At 71.2% G+C, this 19,991-nt stretch carries 25 protein-coding genes; 7 read left to right on the top strand and 18 right to left on the bottom strand.

Annotated elements, in window-relative coordinates:
* Positions 1 to 23: 23 nt before the first annotated feature.
* The 4 genes from QSK39_RS35340 to QSK39_RS35325 all read left to right on the top strand — a co-directional run bounded on the left by QSK39_RS35340 (position 24) and on the right by QSK39_RS35325 (position 3,199).
* Complete coding sequence (locus tag QSK39_RS35340) at positions 24 to 947, top strand: 1,4-dihydroxy-2-naphthoyl-CoA synthase (protein ID WP_285482201.1); 924 nt, start codon at positions 24 to 26, stop codon at positions 945 to 947.
* A 1-nt stretch (position 948) separates the two neighbouring features.
* A complete protein-coding gene (menE, locus tag QSK39_RS35335) occupies positions 949 to 2,082 on the top strand; it encodes an o-succinylbenzoate--CoA ligase (protein WP_285482843.1) in 1,134 nt (377 codons plus the stop codon).
* Between the two features lie 63 nt (positions 2,083 to 2,145).
* Entirely contained in the window at positions 2,146 to 2,277 is a 132-nt protein-coding gene (locus QSK39_RS35330; protein WP_285482200.1) for a hypothetical protein, read from the top strand.
* Between the two features lie 49 nt (positions 2,278 to 2,326).
* The gene (locus tag QSK39_RS35325; protein WP_285482199.1) at positions 2,327 to 3,199 is read left to right on the top strand and encodes a 1,4-dihydroxy-2-naphthoate polyprenyltransferase; all 873 of its coding nucleotides are present in this window, start codon (positions 2,327 to 2,329) and stop codon (positions 3,197 to 3,199) included.
* Here QSK39_RS35325 and cds1 read toward each other — a convergent pair.
* Genes cds1 through QSK39_RS35310 form a run of 3 tightly spaced genes read right to left on the bottom strand, consistent with a single transcriptional unit; the run spans position 3,196 to position 5,047 of the window.
* Complete coding sequence (gene cds1, locus QSK39_RS35320; protein WP_285482198.1) at positions 3,196 to 4,278, bottom strand: L-cysteine desulfhydrase Cds1; 1,083 nt, start codon at positions 4,276 to 4,278, stop codon at positions 3,196 to 3,198. The genes QSK39_RS35325 and cds1 overlap by 4 nt on opposite strands.
* Positions 4,275 to 4,562, bottom strand: a complete 288-nt coding sequence (locus QSK39_RS35315) for a DUF4229 domain-containing protein (protein WP_285482197.1) — start codon at positions 4,560 to 4,562, stop codon at positions 4,275 to 4,277. Before QSK39_RS35315 ends, cds1 begins: the two co-directional genes overlap by 4 nt.
* 11 nt (positions 4,563 to 4,573) lie before the next feature.
* Positions 4,574 to 5,047: an Lrp/AsnC family transcriptional regulator gene (locus QSK39_RS35310; protein WP_285482196.1), complete on the bottom strand. Its 474-nt coding sequence runs from the start codon at positions 5,045 to 5,047 to the stop codon at positions 4,574 to 4,576.
* Positions 5,048 to 5,327: 280 nt separating this feature from the next.
* Between QSK39_RS35310 and QSK39_RS35305 the strand changes: the two genes are divergently transcribed.
* Together QSK39_RS35305 and QSK39_RS35300 are read left to right on the top strand one after the other, a co-directional pair.
* Positions 5,328 to 5,540: a BldC family transcriptional regulator gene (locus QSK39_RS35305; protein WP_072474890.1), complete on the top strand. Its 213-nt coding sequence runs from the start codon at positions 5,328 to 5,330 to the stop codon at positions 5,538 to 5,540.
* A 654-nt stretch (positions 5,541 to 6,194) separates the two neighbouring features.
* Positions 6,195 to 6,380 (top strand): hypothetical protein, encoded by a 186-nt coding sequence (locus QSK39_RS35300; protein ID WP_285482195.1) that lies wholly within the window; start codon positions 6,195 to 6,197, stop codon positions 6,378 to 6,380.
* Between the two features lie 58 nt (positions 6,381 to 6,438).
* Here QSK39_RS35300 and QSK39_RS35295 read toward each other — a convergent pair whose 3' ends face one another.
* From QSK39_RS35295 to hemL, 8 genes are all read right to left on the bottom strand, one after another.
* Positions 6,439 to 7,770 (bottom strand): nucleotide-binding protein, encoded by a 1,332-nt coding sequence (locus QSK39_RS35295; RefSeq protein ID WP_285482194.1) that lies wholly within the window; start codon positions 7,768 to 7,770, stop codon positions 6,439 to 6,441.
* 75 nt (positions 7,771 to 7,845) lie between these two features.
* Positions 7,846 to 8,814 (bottom strand): c-type cytochrome biogenesis protein CcsB, encoded by a 969-nt coding sequence (gene ccsB / locus QSK39_RS35290; RefSeq protein ID WP_284748098.1) that lies wholly within the window; start codon positions 8,812 to 8,814, stop codon positions 7,846 to 7,848.
* Positions 8,815 to 8,818: 4 nt separating this feature from the next.
* Positions 8,819 to 10,414, bottom strand: a complete 1,596-nt coding sequence (gene resB, locus QSK39_RS35285; RefSeq protein ID WP_285482193.1) for a cytochrome c biogenesis protein ResB — start codon at positions 10,412 to 10,414, stop codon at positions 8,819 to 8,821.
* Positions 10,411 to 11,184, bottom strand: a complete 774-nt coding sequence (locus QSK39_RS35280; protein ID WP_285482192.1) for a cytochrome c biogenesis CcdA family protein — start codon at positions 11,182 to 11,184, stop codon at positions 10,411 to 10,413. The genes resB and QSK39_RS35280 overlap by 4 nt, the downstream gene beginning before the upstream one ends.
* A gap of 146 nt (positions 11,185 to 11,330) precedes the next feature.
* Complete coding sequence (locus QSK39_RS35275; protein ID WP_285482191.1) at positions 11,331 to 11,696, bottom strand: hypothetical protein; 366 nt, start codon at positions 11,694 to 11,696, stop codon at positions 11,331 to 11,333.
* A 90-nt stretch (positions 11,697 to 11,786) separates the two neighbouring features.
* Positions 11,787 to 12,356, bottom strand: coding sequence for a TlpA family protein disulfide reductase (locus QSK39_RS35270; protein ID WP_285482190.1), 570 nt, complete (start codon positions 12,354 to 12,356; stop codon positions 11,787 to 11,789).
* Positions 12,353 to 12,979: a histidine phosphatase family protein gene (locus QSK39_RS35265; RefSeq protein WP_285482189.1), complete on the bottom strand. Its 627-nt coding sequence runs from the start codon at positions 12,977 to 12,979 to the stop codon at positions 12,353 to 12,355. Before QSK39_RS35265 ends, QSK39_RS35270 begins: the two co-directional genes overlap by 4 nt.
* On the bottom strand, positions 12,976 to 14,277 hold the full coding sequence (gene hemL / locus QSK39_RS35260; RefSeq protein WP_285482188.1) for a glutamate-1-semialdehyde 2,1-aminomutase: 1,302 nt from the start codon (positions 14,275 to 14,277) through the stop codon (positions 12,976 to 12,978). The genes QSK39_RS35265 and hemL overlap by 4 nt, the downstream gene beginning before the upstream one ends.
* 60 nt (positions 14,278 to 14,337) lie before the next feature.
* Here hemL and QSK39_RS35255 point away from each other — a divergent pair, with 60 nt between their 5' ends.
* Entirely contained in the window at positions 14,338 to 14,814 is a 477-nt protein-coding gene (locus tag QSK39_RS35255) for a TspO/MBR family protein (protein ID WP_285482187.1), read from the top strand.
* Here QSK39_RS35255 and QSK39_RS35250 read toward each other — a convergent pair.
* From QSK39_RS35250 to QSK39_RS35220, 7 genes are all read right to left on the bottom strand, one after another.
* Entirely contained in the window at positions 14,811 to 15,347 is a 537-nt protein-coding gene (locus tag QSK39_RS35250; protein WP_285482186.1) for a hypothetical protein, read from the bottom strand. The two genes, QSK39_RS35255 and QSK39_RS35250, sit on opposite strands and share 4 nt — an antisense overlap.
* A gap of 11 nt (positions 15,348 to 15,358) precedes the next feature.
* A complete protein-coding gene (locus tag QSK39_RS35245; protein WP_285482185.1) occupies positions 15,359 to 16,564 on the bottom strand; it encodes an ABC transporter permease in 1,206 nt (401 codons plus the stop codon).
* Positions 16,561 to 17,265: an ABC transporter ATP-binding protein gene (locus tag QSK39_RS35240; protein ID WP_285482184.1), complete on the bottom strand. Its 705-nt coding sequence runs from the start codon at positions 17,263 to 17,265 to the stop codon at positions 16,561 to 16,563. Before QSK39_RS35240 ends, QSK39_RS35245 begins: the two co-directional genes overlap by 4 nt.
* Positions 17,262 to 18,560 (bottom strand): efflux RND transporter periplasmic adaptor subunit, encoded by a 1,299-nt coding sequence (locus QSK39_RS35235; protein ID WP_285482183.1) that lies wholly within the window; start codon positions 18,558 to 18,560, stop codon positions 17,262 to 17,264. The genes QSK39_RS35240 and QSK39_RS35235 overlap by 4 nt, the downstream gene beginning before the upstream one ends.
* Positions 18,561 to 18,622: 62 nt before the next feature.
* Positions 18,623 to 18,961 (bottom strand): hypothetical protein, encoded by a 339-nt coding sequence (locus QSK39_RS35230; protein ID WP_285482182.1) that lies wholly within the window; start codon positions 18,959 to 18,961, stop codon positions 18,623 to 18,625.
* Positions 18,962 to 18,974: 13 nt separating this feature from the next.
* Entirely contained in the window at positions 18,975 to 19,421 is a 447-nt protein-coding gene (mce1N, locus tag QSK39_RS35225; protein ID WP_285482181.1) for a transport-regulating membrane protein Mce1N, read from the bottom strand.
* A complete protein-coding gene (locus QSK39_RS35220) occupies positions 19,418 to 19,975 on the bottom strand; it encodes a heme-copper oxidase family protein (protein WP_285482180.1) in 558 nt (185 codons plus the stop codon). Before QSK39_RS35220 ends, mce1N begins: the two co-directional genes overlap by 4 nt.
* Positions 19,976 to 19,991: the final 16 nt, after the last annotated feature.

Here is a 19,991-nt window from a genome sequence, read left to right as displayed (position 1 = left end):
CCACAGGTTCTATTCTCCCAAACGTGGATGACGCCCGAGTTTCCGAGCTGTTCGACCCCGCCGCGTGGACCGAGGTCGAAGGGTTCGCCTTCACCGACATCACCTACCACCGCTCCGCTGAGAGCCGCGGCGGCAAACGCGTGGTGCGCATCGCGTTCGACCGCCCGGAGGTTCGCAACGCCTTCCGCCCGCACACCGTCGACGAGCTCTACCGGGCCCTCGACCACGCCCGGATGAGCTCCGACGTCGGCTGTGTCCTGCTCACCGGCAACGGCCCCTCGCCCAAGGACGGCGGGTGGGCGTTCTGCTCCGGCGGTGACCAGCGTATTCGCGGACGCTCCGGGTATCAGTACGCGAGCGGCGAGACCTCCGACACGGTGGACCCCGCGCGGGCCGGCCGGCTGCACATCCTCGAGGTCCAGCGGCTGATCCGGTTCCTGCCGAAACCGGTGATCGCGGTCGTGCCGGGCTGGGCCGCGGGCGGCGGGCACTCCCTGCACGTCGTGTGCGATCTCACGCTCGCCTCGGCCGAGCACGCCAAGTTCAAGCAGACCGACGCCGACGTCGGCTCGTTCGACGGCGGCTACGGCTCGGCCTACCTGGCCAAGATGGTCGGCCAGAAGTTCGCCAGGGAGATCTTCTTCCTCGGCAAGGAGTACTCGGCCGAGCAGATGCACCAGATGGGCGCGGTGAACGCGGTCGTCCCGCACGCCGACCTCGAAAAAGAGGCCCTGAGCTGGGCGTGGACGATCGCCGGCAAGTCGCCGACGGCGCAGCGGATGCTGAAGTACGCGTTCAACCTCACCGACGACGGCCTGGTCGGCCAGCAGCTGTTCGCCGGCGAGACCACCCGGCTGGCGTACATGCAGGACGAAGCCGTCGAAGGCCGTGACGCGTTCCTGCAGAAGCGCGACCCCGACTTCAAGGACGTCCCCTATTACTACTGAGCTGCGCCCGATCGAGCTCGACGGCTCTCCGGAGTCGCTCGAAGCCCTGACCAGGGCCGTCGCCGACGCGCTGGGCGGCGGCCCGGCCGTGCTGCCCTTCACCGACCCCGCGCTGCGTGACGCCATGAGGCCTGCCGAGCCCGCCGAAGCGGACACCGCGGTGGTCATCGCCACGTCGGGCTCGACCGGCGCGCCCAAGGGCGTGCTGCTCTCGGCCCGCGCGCTGGGCGCGTCCGCCGAGGCCACGCACGTGCGGCTCGGCGGCCCCGGCCACTGGCTGCTGGCCACCCCGGCGCACTACATCGGCGGCCTGCAGGTGCTGGTCCGGTCGCTGCTGGCCGGCACCACCCCGGCGCTGCTCACCGGCCAGGGCTTCCGGCCGGACGACTTCGCGGCCGCGGCGGCCCAGCTCGAGGGCAGCCCGCGGTACACCGCGCTCGTGCCGACCCAGCTGGTCCGGCTCCTCGACGACGGCGGCGCCGGGCTGGCCGCGGCGAAGGCGTTCGACGCGATCGTGGTCGGCGCGGCCGCGACGTCGGCGGCCCTGCGCGAGCGCGCGGCCGATGCCGGCGTCCGGATCGTGCCCGCGTACGGGATGAGCGAGACGGCCAGCGGCTGCGTCTACGACGGCTTCCCGCTCGACGGTGTCCGCGTCGACGTCGACGGCGGCCGGATCCGCATCGCCGGCGACGTCCTCGCGCACGGCTACCGCCTGCGGCCCGACCTGACCGCGGAGTCGTTCGGCGACGGCTGGTTCACGACGTCCGACCGTGGGGTTCGTCACGACGACGGCCGGATCGAGGTCCTCGGCCGCGCCGACGACATGATCAACACCGGTGGCGTGAAGGTGTCGGCGAACGCGATCGAGCGGTGTCTCGGCGCCCAGCCGGGCGTGCGCGACGCCTGCGTCGTCGGCCTGCCGGACCCGGAGTGGGGCGAGGCCGTGGTGGCGCTGGTCGTCCCGGAGGGTGAACCTCGTGAAGCGGACGAACTGCGCGCCGCCGTCCGGGCGGAGCTGGGCGCGGCGGCCACGCCGAAACGCGTCGAATACGGCGCTGAGCTGCCCCTTCGCGGGCCGGGCAAGATCGACCGCGCGGCGGTGAAGGCGCGACTTCTGTCGGGTTTGGGCGGCTGAATGGCGGCACTTCGTTGACATGCACGGCGTGCACCCGCTTGGCTACTCACCATGACGCGCTGGATGAGAACGGCCCTCGTCGGGACCGCCGTCACACTGGGGCTCCTGCTTCCGGTGGGCGCCGCACTGGCCGATCCGCCCGCCGCGGATCCCAACAGCGGCACGCTCACCTGGCAGCTGCCGACCACGGACTGACTTCGCGGGCTCTCGCCGGGCTTTGATCGACATGGCGTTGAATGACGCCATGGCGAGCTTGAGCGAGTGGATCGAAGGAGCCCGGCCCCGGACGCTGCCGAACGCGGTGGCGCCGGTGGTGGCGGGCGTCGGCGCGGCGATCGCGCTGGACGCGTTCTCGTGGTGGCGCTCGGCTTTGGCACTGCTCGTCTCCCTCTCGCTGATCGTCGGCGTCAACTACGCCAACGACTACTCCGACGGCATCCGCGGCACGGACGAAAACCGCGTCGGGCCGCTGCGGCTGGTCGGGTCCGGGGTCGCGGCGCCGAAGGCCGTGCTGACGGCGGCGCTCGTCGCGCTGGGCCTGGCCGGGGTGCTGGGCCTGCTGCTCGTGGCACTGAGCGGCCAGTGGTGGCTGCTCGCGATGGGCGCGCTGTGCATCCTCGGCGCGTGGTTCTACACGGGCGGCAAGAAGCCGTACGGCTACTACGGTTTCGGCGAGATCGCCGTGTTCGTGTTCTTCGGGCTGGCCGGCGTCCTGGGCACGGTGTACGTCCAGGCCGGGCGGGTCAGCTGGGCGGCGCTGGCGTGCGCGGTCGCGGTCGGCAGCTTCTCGACAGCGGTCCTGACAGCCAACAACCTGCGCGACATCCCGACCGACGTCGAGTCCGGCAAGCGCACGCTGGCGACCCGCCTCGGGGACCGGGGCACCCGCCGCCTGTACCTGATCCTGGTGGCCGTGCCGTTCGTGCTCGCGGTGGTCCTGGGGTTCACCATGCACTCGCTCGCCGCGCTGCCGCTGCTCAGCGTGTCGCTGCTGTTCCAGTCGGTCAGCGCGATCCGCCACAACGCGACCGGCCGCGACCTGATCCCGGCGCTGCGCGACACCGGTCTGGCGATGCTGGCGTGGGCGGTGCTGGCCGCGGTCGGCCTGAACGTCTAGCTCTCCGGGACGAACTTCCCCGTCGTCAGGAACTCCTCGAACAACGCCGTGTGCGGGGCCAGGTCGAGTCCCTGCTGCTCGACCCACTCGTCGTTGTAGTAGGTGTGCGCGTACCGCTCGCCGCCGTCGCACAGCAGCGTCACGACGCTGCCCGCCTGGCCGTCCTCGACCATGCGGGAGATGAGCCGGAACGCGCCGTAGAGGTTCGTGCCCGTCGAGCCGCCCGCCCAGTGCCCGGTGCGCTCGCGCAGCAGCCGGATCGCCGCCAGTGAGCCCGCGTCGGGGATCTGGAACATCTCGTCGATGACGCCCGGCACGAACGACGGCTCGCAGCGCGGCCGGCCGATCCCCTCGATCCGCGACGGCATGCCGGTCGCGTAGTCGAGCGCCCCGGTCTCCCAGGCCCCGAAGAACGACGAGTTCTCCGGGTCGGCCACGCAGATCTTCGTCGTGTGGCGCTTGTAGCGGACGTACCGGCCGAAGGTCGCGCTCGTGCCGCCGGTGCCCGCGCCGACCACGATCCAGGCCGGCACCGGGTGGCGCTCCGAGCGCATCTGCGCGAACACCGACTCGGCGATGTTGTTGTTGCCGCGCCAGTCCGTCGCGCGCTCGGCGTAGGTGAACTGGTCGAGGTAGTGCCCGCCGCACTCGGCCGCGAGCCGCTCCGCCTCGGGGTACATCGCCGGCGCCTGGTCGACGTAGTGGCACTCGCCGCCGTAGAACTCGATGAGCGCGATCTTCTCCTTCGACGTGCGCCGCGGCACGACGGTGATGAAGCGCAAGCCCAGCATGCGGGCGAAGTAGGCCTCGGACACCGCGGTCGAGCCGCTGGAGGCCTCGACGAGGACGGTGTCCGGCCCGATCTGGCCGTTGACGAGCCCGTACAGGAACAGCGACCGCGCGAGCCGGTGCTTCAGCGAGCCGGTCGGGTGGACGGACTCGTCCTTGAGGTACAGGTCGATGCCCCACTCCGGGGGCAGCGGGAAGACGTGCAGGTGGGTGTCGGCACTGCGGTTCGCGTCGGCCTCGATGATCCGGACGGCCTCGCGGACCCAGCTGCGGGCGTGCAGGCGGCTCATTCCGGCCGGCCGGAGACGTCACCGCGCAGCTGCGCACGCAGGTCGGCGCGGGCCCGGGCCCGGTTCTCGTTGCGCTTGGCCAGGCCGGCCGTGACGCGGGCGTTCAGCGGGCGGAACAGCAGGAGGCCCAGCGGCAGCCCGACGACGAGGCCGACGACGAGGGCGACCAGCAGCGGCACGCCGACCAGGGACAGCACCCACGCGATCACCGCGACCAGCACGAACCGCGCCAGCAGGTACAGCGTCAGGTCACGGGCCAGCTGCGGGGCCTTCTCGTCGCTCACACCAAGGCAGGCTACGCGCCGCCCGCCCGGTCCCGCTGCAGGCCCGCGTTGTTCGGGCGCCCCTCGAAGCGGGTCGAAAGCACCACGGTCGTGTTCGTCCGCCCGACGCCGGGGATGCGCCGGAGCCGGCCGAGGCACCGTTCCAGCTCGTCGACGGTCGAGACGCGCACCTTGACGACGAAGGCCTCGTCGCCCGCGACCGCGTAGCAGCTCTCGACCTCGTCGAGCTCGGCGAGCGCGTCGGCGACGTCGTCCTCCGTGGCGGTGTCGGTCGGATGGATGCTGACGAGGGCGGTGACGCCGAGGCCGACCGAGTTCGGGTCGACGACGGCGTGGTAGCCGGTGATCACGCCGGCGGCTTCCAGCTTGCCCACCCGCTCGTGCACCGACGACGCCGAGAGGCCGACCGCCCGCCCGAGATCGGCGTAGGTGGCCCGTCCGTTGATGCGCAACGCTGCGATGATCTTCCGGTCCAACTGATCCACGGGGATCACTCTATGCGGTTGGACAATCCCCCATTGGCACCACGCCTCGCCGCCGTTGACCGGGCCGAATGACATCCGAGCACGTCAGGTCACCGGAAATTAGTTGCACAACGTAAGCAAACTGTCCGTTTTGACCTTTAAGGGCTCTTTACTCTTGGACAACCGTTCGAGTACCCGACGGGTGAAGTGCAACGATTGCCGTGTTGGCTACCCCGGCGGAACGGGCCAGAAGGGCCCGGACGCCTCCGGTATAGCAGTGAGGTCGTTAAGGAGGCGGAAAATGACCGCGACGATGGGCGGACGACTGCTCACCCCTGGTGAGGTGGCAGCCCTGTTCCGGGTGGACCCCAAGACGGTCACCCGGTGGGCGACGGCGGGCCGGATCGGCTCGATCCGGACCCCGGGCGGGCACCGGCGGTTCCGGGAGTCCGAGGTGAACGAGCTCCTCGCGGAGCTGACCACGGACGCCAGCGAACCGGCCCGCAAGGCCTGAACCATCTCGAGCGCCGGGCCGTGTCGGGTACGGGGGACTTTCCCCCGCCCCGCGCGGCCCTTCGTGCTTTGGTGCGCCGCGCGGGTGGGGCGTGGTTCGCTGGCGCTTGCGTGAAAAACCCGCGCCCGCCTGTTTCCCTCGCGGCCGCGCTCGGGTAAAGGCCCGCGCCGCTCCAGCCGACGCCTCAGGGCCGCGCTCGGGTAAAGAACGCAACGCCCGCTTGCAGCCCCACGCCCCGCCGCCGCGCCTGGGTAAAGGCCCGCGCCGCTTCCAGCCGACGCCTCAGGGCCGCCCTCGGTTAGAGAACCGCGCCGCTCCAGCCCACGCCCCAGGGCCGCCCTCGGGTAAAGAACCGCGCCGCTCCAGCCCACGCCCCACGGCGAACCCGCGCCGCCCAGCACCTGAGCCACCCCGGACGGCCGCCGGCTCCAGGTCCGCGCTCGGGTGAAGAACCCGCGCCCGCCTCCAGCCCGGATGGCAGAAGCCGGCGGGGTTCCCCCGAACCGACCGCGCCCCGGATCCGTATCCACCTAAAGGGGAACCACCCCGCCCCGCGCGGCCCTTCGTGTTCTGGTCGTCACCCCGCTCGACGGGGTTCGGGCCGAAACCGGCTCGACGGGTTAACCTCGGGGGACCCACACGGAAGGATCCGGCATGCTCGCTCTGCTCGCGGCGGTCGGCGCGCTGGTCGTCGCCCTGCTCCTGTGGCGGTCGTTCGCCGGTCAGCGGGTCGGGGTCACCTCGCCCCCACGCCGCGCCCTGATCGCCCCGGACGACGACCCCGACTTCCTGCGCCAGCTGTCCGAACAGCAGCGCAAGCGCCGGGACGAAGACGGCTGACGCACTGAAGGCCACCTGCGGGCAGTAGCTCCCCGACGGTGGCCTTCCGCGTCTTCACCTACCGATAGCCCTGCGAAAGCGGGGTCGCGAAGCCGTCGGCCACCGTCGCGGCCAGGTCCAGCAGCGCCAAGCGCGTGTCGCCGGACAGGCGGTCCAGCTCGATCTCCGCGCCCTCCTCCAGGTGCGGGTCGAACGGGACCTTGCACACCGCCCGGACCTTCGCCCCGAAGTGGGCCGACAGCTTGTCGAGGTCGACCGAGCCGCCCTTGGGGCGGACCGAGTTGATCACCGCCACCGAGCGCTTCACCAGCTCGCCGTAGCCGTGGGCCTCGAGCCAGTCGAGCGTCGCCGAGGCGCTGCGGGCGCCGTCGACCGACCCGGACGACACCACGACCAGCGCGTCCGCGACGTCGAGGACGCCCTTCATCGCCGAGTGCATCAGACCGGTGCCGCAGTCGGTGAGCACGATGTTGTAGAAGTGCTCGAGCAGGTTGACCGTGCGCCGGTAGTCGTCCTCGGAGAAGGCCTCGGAAACGGCCGGATCCTGCTCGCTCGCGAGGATTTCCAGCCGGCTGGCCCCCTGGGACGTGTACGACCGGACGTCGCTGTAGCGCGTGATGCGGGCCGCGTCGCGCAGGAGGTGGCGGACCGTCGCCGTCGTCTCCAGCGGGAGCTTCTGCGACAGCGTGCCGCGGTCCGGGTTGGCGTCCACCGCCACCACGCGGTCGCCGCGCAGCGAGGCGAACGTCGCGCCCAGCGTCGTGGTCACCGTCGTCTTGCCGACGCCGCCCTTCAGCGACAGCATCGCGATCTTGTAGCACCCGCGCAGTGGCTGGTTCACGCGCGCGATGAGGTCGCGGCGCTGTGTGTCCGCCGGGCTCTCGCCGGGGTTGATCAGCTTGCCGGACCCGACGTAGACGGCCTTGCGCCAGCCCGACTGCGGGGGCCGCTTGACCTGCTTGACCAGGTGCGCGGTCGACAGGTCGTGCCCGTGGCCCGGCTGCTGCGGCGGCGCCGCGTGCCGGCCGCCCTGGGGCTGCGGAAGCCCCGACGGCTGCTGTCCCGGCTGCTGCGGGTACTGGGCTTGGGCCTGCGCGTACTGCGGCTGCAGCGGCGGGAGGTTCTGGTCGTAGCCGTACTGGGCCTGCGGCACCTGGTGCGGCCCCGAGACGGCCGGGTTCGGCACCTGGTGGGGCCCGGAGACCGCCGGGTTGGGTGGCGGCGTGACCGCCTGCGTCGGCTGCACGTCGAAGGCGCCCGACGTCTCGGGGTGCGGGTGCGAGTCCGTCCGGTCCTCGGCGAACAGGCTGACTTCCGGCTGCTGCGGGGCAGCGGCCGGCTCGGCCTGTTCGGGGTGGCCAGGAGCCGATTCTTCATTGGGTCCGGTCACCGGTGTAAACCTCCGCGCACTCCGCCCGACATCATCCCCCTGAAGACGACGGTAGTCGGAGTACCCGCGGGTTGCTCAGCCCACCCCGGCGTACGAGTGCAAGCCCGCCGTGACGAGGTTCACGAAGAACAGGTTGAAGATCATCGCGGCGAACCCGACGATGTTGATCGCCGCGGCCCGGGCTCCGCGCCAGCCCGCGGTCGCCCGTGAGTGCAGGTAGGCCGCGTAGATCACCCAGGCGATGAACGCGACGGTCTCCTTGGGGTCCCAGCCCCAGAACCGGCCCCAGGCCGACTCGGCCCAGACCGCGCCGCAGAGCACGCCGAAGGTGAAGACCGGGAAGGCGAAGATCGTCGTCCGGTAGGCGATCCGGTCGAGGACGTCGGCCGCGGGCAGCTTCGAGGCGAACCGGGCGAACTTCGTCCCGTCCTTTTCGTACGCCGAGCGGAAGAGGTAGAGCACGCTGGCGACGCCCGGCACGAGGAACACGCCGGAGCCGATGATGGCCGCCGAGACGTGGATGACCAGCCAGTAGGACTGCAGCGCGGGCTGCACCGGCGCCGCGGTCGTGTACAGCAGCGTGCCGTTGATGAACATCAGGATCACGACGGGCAGCAGCAGGAAGCCGGTGAGGTGCCGGACCGGGAACTTCCCCATGACGACGATCCAGGTGACCACCGTGATGAAGGTGACCGCCATGCCGTACTCGTACATGTTGCCCCACGGCGCGCGGTGCACGGCGAGCCCGCGCAGCACGATCGCCGAGAGCTGCAGCAGCGCGCCGAGCACGAGCAGCGACGCGCCCATCTTGCCGATCCGCTCGGGCCGGCCGGCCGTGCGCTGCGCGGCCTGGACCTCCTCGATCGGCGGTCCGCCGGCGCCGACGAGCTCGCGCGCCCGGAGCTTCGCCCGCTCGGTGGCCAGGCGCCCCTTGGCGCCGAAGCCCTGCTCGATCAGCGTCATCATCAGCGCGACCACGTAGATCGCCGCGGCGGTGGTGTAGAGCCAGTCGCTGTACTGCGACAGCGTCTCGTCGATCGGCATTGCCTCAGCCCTTCTGACCACTGATCAGGCGTTCACTGATCCGGTGGAACTCTTCGCCGTACCCGGCCTGGTCGGTGCGGGCCAGTCCGGCGACCTCGATCACCGTACTCGGCTCGTCCTCGGTCCCCGGCTTCACCCGCACCCACAGCCTCCGGCGCTTGACCAGCAGCGACGCGCCGAGGCCGAGGAACATCGAGATGGCGAACCCGAGCACGAAGCCCTGCGTCGGGTCGTGGGAGACCTGCAGGGAAACCCAGTGGTTGACGCCGTCGAAGCGGATCTTCGTGCCGTCGTCGAGCTTGATCTCCTGGCCGACCTTCATGTTCTCGCGGGCGATCTTCTTCAGCCTGCCGTCGTCCACGAGCGACTGGTCGATCTCGAACACCGACTGCCCGCGCCCGGCGTCGAGGCCGAGGTCGCCGCGCATGATGTCGACGGCGACGGCCGGGTCCTTCAGCTCCGGCGCCGACGAGGTCAGGACGTTGCCGTGCAGGAACGACGTCGGCGCGAAGAGCCCGGTGATGGCGAGCTGGCGGGTCCGCCGCTGCACCTCGTCGGTGACGCCGGGCTGGTCGAACTTCGTCGCGCCCTCGGCGAGCATCGTGGTCGGGTCGACCGTGCGCCACTGGGTGTTCTGGGTGCGCTTGTCGCCGTTGGGGAAGGTCACCGTGAACTGCGGCGAGTAGCCCTGGCCGAGCAGGTAGACGCGGTCGCCGGCGGTGCGCAGCGGCGAGTTGACCTCGAGGCCGTACGGGCGCCAGGTGTTCGTGTCGAGGTCTTCGCCGGACTGGTACTGGATGTTCGCGTGGTAGTACTCCGGCTCGCCGGCCGGGGTGTACCGCACGGTGAAGTCGTCGACCTTCACGCAGAACGGGTCGAGGTCGGTGCCGTCGACGCGCAGGCCCGCGTTGAAGGAGTCGTAGTTGTAGATGCCGGAGTTGCAGAAGCTGTCGCCGTCGGCCTGGACGATGACCTGGCCCTCGTAGCCGTAGAGCTTGCCCAGTGCGAAGAACACGATCAGGCCGAGCATGCTGAAGTGGAAGAGCAGGTTGCCGGTCTCGCGCAGGAACCCGCGTTCGGCGGAGATCGTGCGGACGCCGTCGGCCTCTTCGCGCTCCACGCGGCGCCAGCCGGACAGTTGCTTGTGGACGGCCGCGATCTCCGCGCCGACGTCGGACTTGCCGCGCCCGAGCCGGTAGTGCGGCATCCGGGCCAGGTTGCGCGGGGTCAGCACCGGCTTGGCGCGCATCGCCTTGACGTAGTCGAAGCTGCGCGGCGTCAGGCAGCCGACGAGCGAAATCATCAGCAGCAGGTAGATCGCCGAAAACCAGATGCTGGAGTAGACGTCGTAGAACTCGAGCTTGTCGAGCAGGGTGCCCCACCAGCCGTGCGCGGCGATGTACTCGTCGACCTTGGGGGCGTTGAGCTTCCGCTGCGGCAGGAGCGCGCCCGGCAGCGCGGCCAGGGCCAGCAGGAACAGCAGGACGAGCGCGGTGCGCATCGACGTCAGGCCGCGCCAGGTGTTGCGCACGAAGGCGAAGGTGCGCTTGGCGGGAGTGGGCCCCTGCGGTGCCGTGGGAGGCGCCTCGGTGGTCGTCACAGCGGCAGCTCCAAGTTGCCCGCGAGCTCGTTGCGGAGCCAGCCCATCAGGTCTCCCCACACGCCGGTGACCAGCAGGATGCCGACGATCATCAGCAGCACGCCGCCGAAGATCTGCACCTGGCGGCCGTGCCGGCGCACCCAGTCGGTGGCGCGCACGGCCCAGCGGGCGCCGAGCGCGATGAGCAGGAACGGCACCCCGAGGCCGAGGCAGTAGACGGCGATCAGCAGGTAGCCGCGGGCCTCGGCCCCGCCGGTGGCGCTGGCCAGCGTGGTGACGGCGGACAGCGTCGGGCCGATGCAGGGGGTCCAGCCGAGGCCGAAGATCGCGCCGAGCAGCGGGGCACCCCAGACACCGCCGCCGGGGACGCGGTGCGAGCGGACCTCGCGCTGCAGGCCGGGGATCCAGCCGAGGAAGACGAGCGCCATGGCGATGGTCAGGACGCCGCCGATGCGCTGGAGGAGGTCCTGGTTGAGGGTGAGGGTGTCGGCCAGCCAGACGAGGGTGCCCAGCGTGGCGACGAAGACGACGGTGAACCCCAGCACGAAGAGCAGGGCGGCGCCGAGAACGGCCCACCGGCCCTTCTTGCGCTCCTCGTCGGCGCTGACGGCGGGGGCGTCGGCCCCGACGAGCGCGGCGAGGTACGCGAGGTACCCCGGCACCAGCGGCACGACGCACGGCGAGGCGAAGGAGATCGTTCCGGCCAGCAGCGCCACGCCCGCGGCGAGCAGCAGCGGTCCGGAGATCGCCAGCTCGGTCACGGAGTTCACCCCGTTGAGGGTAGGCAGTGAGGTCCTGGTGAGAACTCCGGGGCCGCTTCACAGGACCTCGGTCACAGCAGATCAGGACGTTGGTCCCGCCCGGCCGGACGGCGGCGGTGCCCCCGGACCTCGGGGGCACCGCCGTCACCGGTGGATCAGAAGTGCACCTCGACGCACGGGCGGCCGCGCAGGGCGTGGCCGCCGCCCGTCTGCTCCCAGCCCTCGACGCACAGCACCGAGCCGTTCGGCAGGTCGCGTCCCGGGTAGATCTTGTAGCCGGAGAAGCCCCAGGTCTGCGTCGGGCTGTTGACGTCGATGCCGCCGCCGTAGATGTGGAAGTGGCCGTAGAAGCTGTCCCCCGGGGTGAGGTGGCCCTGGATCATGTCGACCCGGAGCCCGCTCCCGTCCACCTCGATGCAGGTCCGGTCGTTGCAGCCGCCCGCGGACGCGAGCGCGGGTGCCGCCGCCATCGTGGTGGTGGCGGCCGCGATCAGCGCGGCGGCCGCGATCTTCTTCAGCATGGTTCCTCCCCATGGTCGCCCAAAACGATCATGGGAAAACCTAGCCGAACAACCGCGCAAGCCGGTTAAAACCCGGCAAAAGCCCCTCGATCAGGCTTCCTTCTCCAGGCGCTGGGTCACCGGGAGCAGGTCCTGGGCCAGCACCGGCCGCAGGAACACCGCCGCCACGCGGTGCTGCTTGTCGAGGACGATCGTCGACGGGATGATGTTGCGCGGGTAGCCGCTCAGCTTCAGCAGCACCCGGCCGTCCGGGTCGTAGATCGACGGGTACGTCAGCTGCCGGTCGCGCACGAAGTCCTGCGCCACCTCGCGGGCCGGGTCGCGGACGTCGATGCCCACCACCTGCACCCCCGGCGCCTGCTTGGCGAGCGACTCCAGCTCCGGGACCTCCGTGCGGCACGGCCCGCACCACTGGCCCCACAGGTTGAGCACCACGACCTTGCCGGGGAAGTCCGCCAGCGAGAGCTGCTTGCCCTCGTTCATCAGGTCGTCGCCCGCGAGCACCGGGGCCGTCTGGCGCTGGGCGAGGTCGTAGGTGATGTCGACCTTGCCGCCCGGGGACACGAAGCTGAAGCTGCTCCCCTGCACCACCGCGTCCTTGCCGCTGCTGCAGCCGGCCAGCAGACCCAGCGCGAGCAGCCCGGCGACCAGCCGTTTCATGCCCCGGTCACCTTCGGGTCCGTGGTGCCCGCAGGCTCGCTGTAGACGATCTCGCGCAGCTCGTCACCGTCGAAGACCAGCGACGTCAGCGACGCCAGCGAGCACTGGCGGCGACGCGGGTCGTGCCACAGCTTCTTGCCCTCGAGGAACCGCCGGAGCGTCCAGATCGGCAGCTGGTGCGACACGCACAGCGCCTCGTGCCCGACCGCCGCCTCCCGCGCGCGGTGGACCGCGCCGAGCATCCGGTGCGCGATCTCCAGGTACGGCTCGCCCCACGACGGCTTGAACGGGTTGACCAGCTTCGGCCAGTGCTTCGGCTCGCGCAGCGCGCCGTCGCCGACCGCCACGTGCAGGCCCTCGAACTGGTTGCCGGCCTCGATCAGGCTCTCGTCGGTCGCGATGTCGAGCCGGTGCGCCGCGGCGATCGGGCGCGCCGTCTCCTGCGCGCGCTGCAACGGCGACGCGACGACGTGCACGAGGTCGTGCCCGGCGACGGCTTCGGCGACCGTCAGCGCCTGCCGCTGCCCGCGCTCCGAAAGCCGGTAGCCGGGCAGCCGGCCGTAGAGGATCTTCTCGGGGTTGTGCACTTCGCCGTGCCGAAGCAGGTGGACGACGGTGGTCACTTGACCGCCTCCGCCGCCGCGCGAGCCGCCGCGGGCAGCGCCGCTTCGATCACCGAGAACGCGTCGTCGTCCATGGCCGCGTTGACGAACCAGGCCTCGTACGCGCTCGGCGGCCCGTACACGCCCGCGTCGAGCAGCGCGTGGAAGAACGCCGGGTACCGCCACGTCTCGGACGCCTGCGCGCCGGCGTAGTCGCGCACCGGCTGGTCGCCGAAGAACACGCTGACCAGGTTGCCCGCGTACTGGACGTGGTTCTCGACCCCAGCAGCGCTCAGCTCGCGCCGGAAGAGGTCGCCGAGGCGCTTCGCGTTGGCGTCAAGCGTCGCGTACACGGCGTGGTCGGCCGCGCGCAGCGTCGCGAGGCCCGCGGCCACCGCGACGGGGTTCCCGGACAGCGTCCCGGCCTGGTAGACCGGCCCGCCCGGGGCCAGCTTGGCCATCACGTCGGCGCGGCCGCCGAACGCCGCCGCCGGCAGCCCGCCCGACATCACCTTGCCGAACGTGTAGAGGTCGCCGGCCACGCCTTCGAGGCCGAACCAGCCCGCGCTCGAGACGCGGAACCCGGTCATCACCTCGTCCATGACCAGCAGCGCGCCGTTTTCGTGGGCGATCTCGCGCAGGCCGGCGTTGAAGCCTTCGTCCGGCGCGATCGCGCCCATGTTGCCCGCCGCAGCCTCGGTGATCACCGCGGCGATCTCGCCCGGGTTGTCCGCAAAGGACTTCCGGACGGCGTCGAGGTCGTTGTAGGGCAGCACGATCGTGTCCGCGGCCTGGGCGCCGGTGACGCCCGGCGACGTCGGCAGCCCGAGCGTCGCGACGCCGGAGCCGGCCTGGGCGAGCAGCGCGTCGACGTGGCCGTGGTAACACCCGGCGAACTTCACGATCTTCGACCGGCCGGTGAAGCCGCGGGCCAGCCGGATCGCGCTCATCGTCGCCTCGGTGCCCGAGTTGACCAGCCGGACCTGCTCGACGGGCTCGACCCGGCCGATGATCTCCTCGGCCAGCTCGACCTCGCCGATGGTCGGCGTGCCGAAGGACAGCCCGGACGACGCCGCCTCACGCGCCGCCTCGACGACCCGCGGGTGCGCGTGGCCCAGGATCATCGGGCCCCAGGACGACACCAGGTCGACATAGCGGTTCCCGTCGGCGTCCCACAGGTGCGGGCCCTCGCCGCGGACCATGAACCGCGGGGTGCCGCCGACCGAGTTGAACGCCCGGACCGGCGAGTTCACCCCACCCGGGACGGCCGCCTTCGCGCGTTCGAACCATGCCTTGGACTGCTCGGTTCCGTTGCTCACCTGCCCAGTCTCGCAAACCCCCCTAAGATGGCCGGACGCCGCCCGGGAGGGGAACAGCCGGTGACCGAACGTGCGTCACAGCGCAACCCGTGGCTGGTGCTGGCCTGCTTCCTCGGCGTCGTCGCCGTGGTGGCCGTGGTCGGCGCGCTGGCCGCGGCCTCGTCACGTCAGGTCTACGCACGGCTCGAGCTGCCGCCGTGGGCGCCGCCCGGCTCCCTGTTCGGTCCGGTGTGGACGGTGCTGTACGTCCTGATCGCGGTGTCCGGCTGGCTGTACTGGCGCACGGACGGCGAAACCCGCGGGTTCGCCGCGTACGGCATCGGGCTGCTGGCCAACCTGCTGTGGACGCCGCTCTTCTTCGAGGGCGGCGCGGCGACGGCGGCGCTCGTCGACATCGTCGTGCTGGACGTCGTCGTGGTCGTGACGATCGTCCTGTTCGCCCGCCGGTCGAAGCCCGCCGCCGCCCTGCTGGTGCCCTACCTCGCCTGGATCCTCTTCGCGACGGCGCTCAACACCGCGATCATCGCGCTGAACTAGCGCGCCGCCTGCTGGGTGATGGCCTGCGCGGCCACCGTCCCGTCGTCACCCGCCTGCCCCTGAACGACGACCGTCGAGCCCGGCTTGAGGTCCGAGAGCTTGCCCTGCTGGGTCACGCCGACCGTGGTCGAGTCCGAAGTGGACACCTTGACGTCGGTGCCCTGCGCGGTCTTCACGTACACCGTGGTGCCGTCGACGTGGTCGACCGTGCCCGTGGTGCCGCGCCCGCCCGCGCCGCGGAAACCGCCGCCCTGCTGGCCGGTGCCGCCGGTCTGCCCGGTGCCGCCCTGCTGACCGCCTTGCGCACCACCGGTGGGGCGGGTGGGCGTGGCGGAAGACGACGAGCCGAACGCCGCGTGCGTCCAGGCGCCACCGCCGAACGCGATCGCGAGGACGACGAGGCCGGCCAGCACGAGCGTCGTGCGGGAGAACGGCTTCGCGGCGCGCCGCATTTCGGCGTTGAGATCACCCTCGACCGCCGGGCTGGCGACGATCTCCTCCGCCGTCGGCGGGTTCGTGGTGGACGAAGACATGCAAAGGCTCCTTATTCGTGACGCAGGGCGTCGATCGGCCGCAGCTTGGCGGCCCGGTTCGCCGGGAAGCTGCCGAAGAACAGCCCGATCAGGGCGGACACCGCGAAGGCGAGCAGGATCGACGAGGGCACCACGACGGGTTTGATCCCGGAGATGGTGAACCGGCTGCCGATGACCCCGATCGCGACGCCGAGCAGCCCGCCGAAGAGGCTGAGCATGGTCGCTTCGGCGAGGAACTGGCCGAGGATGGCCGCGCGCGGGGCGCCGATCGCCTTGCGGATGCCGATTTCGCGGATCCGCTCGGTGACGGTGACGAGCATGATGTTGGTGACACCGATCCCGCCGACCAGCAGGGAGATCGCCGCGACCGCGGCCAGCAGCACGGTGAACGTCTCGGTCGCCGACGTCCGCGTCGCGAGCAGCTGCTCGGAGTTCTGGATCTGGTAGTCGGCGGTGCCGCCGAGCCGGATGCCGTGGCGGGCGTTGAGGATCGCGGTGATCTCGGACTGCGCCAGCGCGACGGAGTCCGCGCTGGTGGCCTGGACGGCGATCTGGCTGAGGCTGCCGTAGCCGGCCAGGGAGTTCTGCACGGCCGAGATCGGCGCGATCGCGACGTCGTCGGCGTTCTGCAGGCCGGTGCTGCCCTTGGCCTGGAGCACCCCGATCACGGTGAACTGGATGCTGTTGAGCAGCACGTTCTTGCCGACGGCGTCGGTGCTGCTGCCGAAGATCGACTCCGCCGTGGTCGGGCCGAGGACGACGACCTTGCGCGCGGCCGTGACGTCTTCGCTGGTGAACAGCTGCCCCTGGGCGAGGTCGCGGTTGGTCGTCGTGAAGTACGCGGGTTCGGTGCCGGCGACGCTGGAGATGTCGTACGACGTCTGCCCGTAGGTCGCGGTCGCCGTCGTGTTCACCACGGGCGAGGCGGCCTTGACGTCCGGCGCGCCGACGGGGTCGACGAGCGCGTGCGCGTCCTGGACCGTCAGCGGCCGCGCGGACGCGCCCTGCCCGCCGCCGCGCGCCGGGGAGACGTTGACGACGTTGGTGCCGAGGCCCTGGATGCTGGCCGCGATGGCCGCCGACGCGCCGTTGCCGACCGCGACGAGCAGGATCACCGCGGCGACACCGATGGTGATGCCGAGCGTGGTGAGCGCCGAGCGCAGCTTGTTCGCGGTGAGCCCGCGGACGGCGAAGCGCAGGATTTCGAGGAAGTTCACGAGACCGCTCCGACCGCGCGCGTCACTTCGTCCGACACGATGAGCCCGTCGTCGACCCGCACGACGCGGTGCGCGTGCGCGGCGACCTCGTCCTCGTGCGTGATCACGACGATGGTGCGGCCGAGCTGGTTGAGCCGGTCGAACACGCCGAGGACGTCCTCGGTGCTGTGGCGGTCGAGGTTGCCGGTGGGCTCGTCGGCCAGCAGCATCGCCGGGCCGGTGACCAGCGCCCGCGCCACGGCGACGCGCTGGATCTGCCCGCCGGACAGCTCACTGGGCAGGTGCTTGGCCCGGTCGGACAAGCCCACCATCTCGAGCGCCGCGAGCGCGCGCCGTCGGCGTTCGGCCCGGCGCAGTCCACTGTAGACGAGCGGCAGTTCCACATTGGACAGCGCGGACGTCCGCGGCACCAGGTTGAACGACTGGAAGATGAACCCGATCTTCCGGTTGCGCAGCAACGCCAACTGCCGTTCGTTGAGCTTGCCGACGCCGAACCCGTCCAGGAGGTACTGGCCGGACGTCGGGACGTCGAGGCAGCCGAGCATGTTCAGCAGCGTCGACTTGCCCGAGCCCGAGGCACCCATGATGGCGACGTACTCGCCGGGCCACACGGTGAGCTCGACGCCGCGCAGCGCGTGCACGGCCGTCTCCCCGGCGCCGTAGGTCTTGCGCAGCCCGGAGACCGCGATCACCGGGTTCACCCGCGGCCGCCGAAGCCGCCGCCACCGGTGCCCGTGCCGCGCTGGCCGCCGCCGGGGAAGCCGCCGGTCCCGCCGCCCGGGAACCCGCCGGTGCCCCCCGTGCCCCCGGTGCGGCCGTTCCCACCGGTACCGGTCGCGGCCGTCGCGGTGAGCACGACGTTCTCGCCCTCGGTCAGCCCGGAGGTGATCTGCACGGTCGACTCGCCGCGGATGCCGACCTGCACCTGGCGCGGCTCGTTCTGGCCGTTCACCTGCACGGTGACGATGTTGGTGTTGCCGGCCGTCGTCACGGCCGCGGCCGGCACGCTCAGCGCGTTCTCGGCGGACGCGACGGTGATCACGACGCTCGCCGACTGGCCGGGCCGCAGCCCGTCCGGCGGGTCGGTCAGGGCCAGCTGCGCGCCGTAGGACACGACGCTGCCGCTCGTGGTCGGCGTCAGGTTGATGCTCGAAACGGTCGCCTGGACCGGCTTGTCCGGCAGCGCGTTGAGCGTCACGGTGGCCTTCTGGCCCGCCTTGACCTTGCTGACGTCGATCTCGGCGACCGACGTGTTCACGACCAGGCCGGTCATGTTCGTGATGGTGATGAAGCCGCTGCTGCTACTGCTGCTGCTCGACGTCGCGCTGTTCGACGAGCCCTGCCCGCCCTGGCCGCTGCCGCTGCTCGACGTCGACGGGGAGCTGCTGCTCGATGCCGAGCCGCTGGAGGACTGCTGCCCGACCGTGCCGTTGACCGCGGTGACCGTGCCCGCGCCGGGCGCGTAGAGCGTCGTGTTGTCGAGGGTTCCCTGCGCGGTCTGGACGTCGAGCTGAGCCTGGTCCAGCTTCGCCTGCGCCGAGGTGACGTTGTTCGCGGCGGACTGCGCGCTGTTCTGCGAGTTCTGGCTGTTCTGCCCGGTCGCCGGGGTGTCTTCGGCGTCCTCGGCGGAGTCCAGGCTGTCCTGCGCGACCGCGAGGTTCGCCTTCGCGACCTGAAGCTGCTTCGCCGCCTGCGTGCTGTCAATCGTGGCGAGCTTCTGGCCGGCGCTCACGACGTCGCCGACCTTCACGTCGATCGAGGTGACCTTGCCCGCGCTCGAGAAGTTCGCGGCGCCGGTGTAGCTGCTGGCGAGCGTCCCGGCGGCGGAGATGGTCTCGGTGACCGTCGCGCGGCGCACCGGGGTGCTGCGCGTCTGCGCCTGCGCCGTGTTCGGTGCGGGGCTGAATGCCTGATATATCCCGAAAGCCGCTCCGGCCAGCAGTACGACCAGAGCACCGTTGATCACCCATGCCTTCGAGGCACGCACGCGCGTCATGCGGCAACAGTGGTGCCGCCGCTTAGCAATTGACTGTTCGTTCCCTGTGCGGGAGCTGTGTATCAGGCCTTGGGCTTGGGGTGCCGCGCACGGACCGCGAGCGAGAGCTGACGCACCGCGTCGACCAGCAGGATCGCGGCCACCGTCCCGAGCCCGATGGCGGCGGCGAGCATCCCGCCGAAGTACCGGTGCGACTCGAGGACCGCACCGTCGTCGGTGCGCGTGACGACGGTGGCGGACCCGCCGTGCCAGAGCGCGTAGGCGGCCCACCCGGCGGCGACGGCGAGCACGACCTCCACGACGGCGACGAGCGTCCGCCAGGGCTTGTGCAGCCGAGCCTGCGGGCCGGGCTCTTCGGGCGGCCAGAGCTCGGCCCCGGTGGGCTGCGGAAGGTCGATCACGGAAGCGATTTTCTCATGCTTCCTTCGGCGTCGCCCGCACGAGCCGGTCGAGCGCGTCCTGGAGGGCTTCGACGTCCTTCGCCCACGCGAGGACCACCGTGCCGTCCGCCAGCTCCACCGGCAGCGAGTCGTACTTGCGCGGCACCGACCAGCCACCGCCGAGGACCCGCGCGCCGACGGGTGCGCCGACGTCCTTCACCGAGGCCAGCTGGTCCGCCGCGACCTTCTCGCGGCCCTGGCGCAGCTGCTTCGTCGTGACTTCCAGCGAGAGGAACCGGCGCCGCGCGTACACCCACGGCACGGTGATCGCGCACAGCCCGGCGCCGACCATCAGCCAGCCCACGATGTGCACCGGCCCGCCCGTCGCGAGCTCCGCCAAGGCGCCGACCAGTGCGAACACCGGGCCCCACACGATGGCGGCCCAGCTCACGCCGGACTCGGCGTAGAGCCGGTCACTCACGGCTTGCGGCCGGCCTTCGGGAAGTAGCCGGCCACCGACGGCAGGTACATCATCACCAGCGCGATGACGAACAGCAGCACCGCGACCAGCGTCAGGTAGTTGATGATCGGCGCGACGACCATGATCAGCAGCACCATGACGATCGGCAGGATGGTCAGCACGGTCCGGGCCGAGCGCGTGCCTTCGCGGGCCTTGTACGCGAAGAGCAGGAACAGCAGCGTGAAGACGATCGCCCCGCCGAGCAGGTACCAGAGCAGCGCGGTGACGCCGTCCGCGATCATCTGCGGCGTGTACTTCGGGTCCGTCGTGCCCTTGACGTACTGGTCGATGACCGCGGACTTGCTGGTCAGCAGCTGCACGTAGCTGAGAATCAGCACCACGCCGCCGACGAGCCACAGCCAGAACGAGATCGCCACGGGCCGCGGCGGTGTCGCCTTCGGTGCCTTCTGACCCGGCATCAGCGGGTCCGGCGAGCGGCCCTTTTTGCGTCGTTCGTCGTCCGTGAGACCGCTGAGGTCCTCAATGTCGGCTTTTTCGGGGTTGCTGTCCGCCACGCGGGTGAATATAGCT

The organism is Amycolatopsis sp. NBRC 101858, assembly GCF_030269325.1.
Classification (GTDB): domain Bacteria; phylum Actinomycetota; class Actinomycetes; order Mycobacteriales; family Pseudonocardiaceae; genus Amycolatopsis; species Amycolatopsis ponsaeliensis.
Note: the sequence above shows the minus strand (reverse complement) of the source record. Positions and strands in the feature narration are given on the sequence as shown.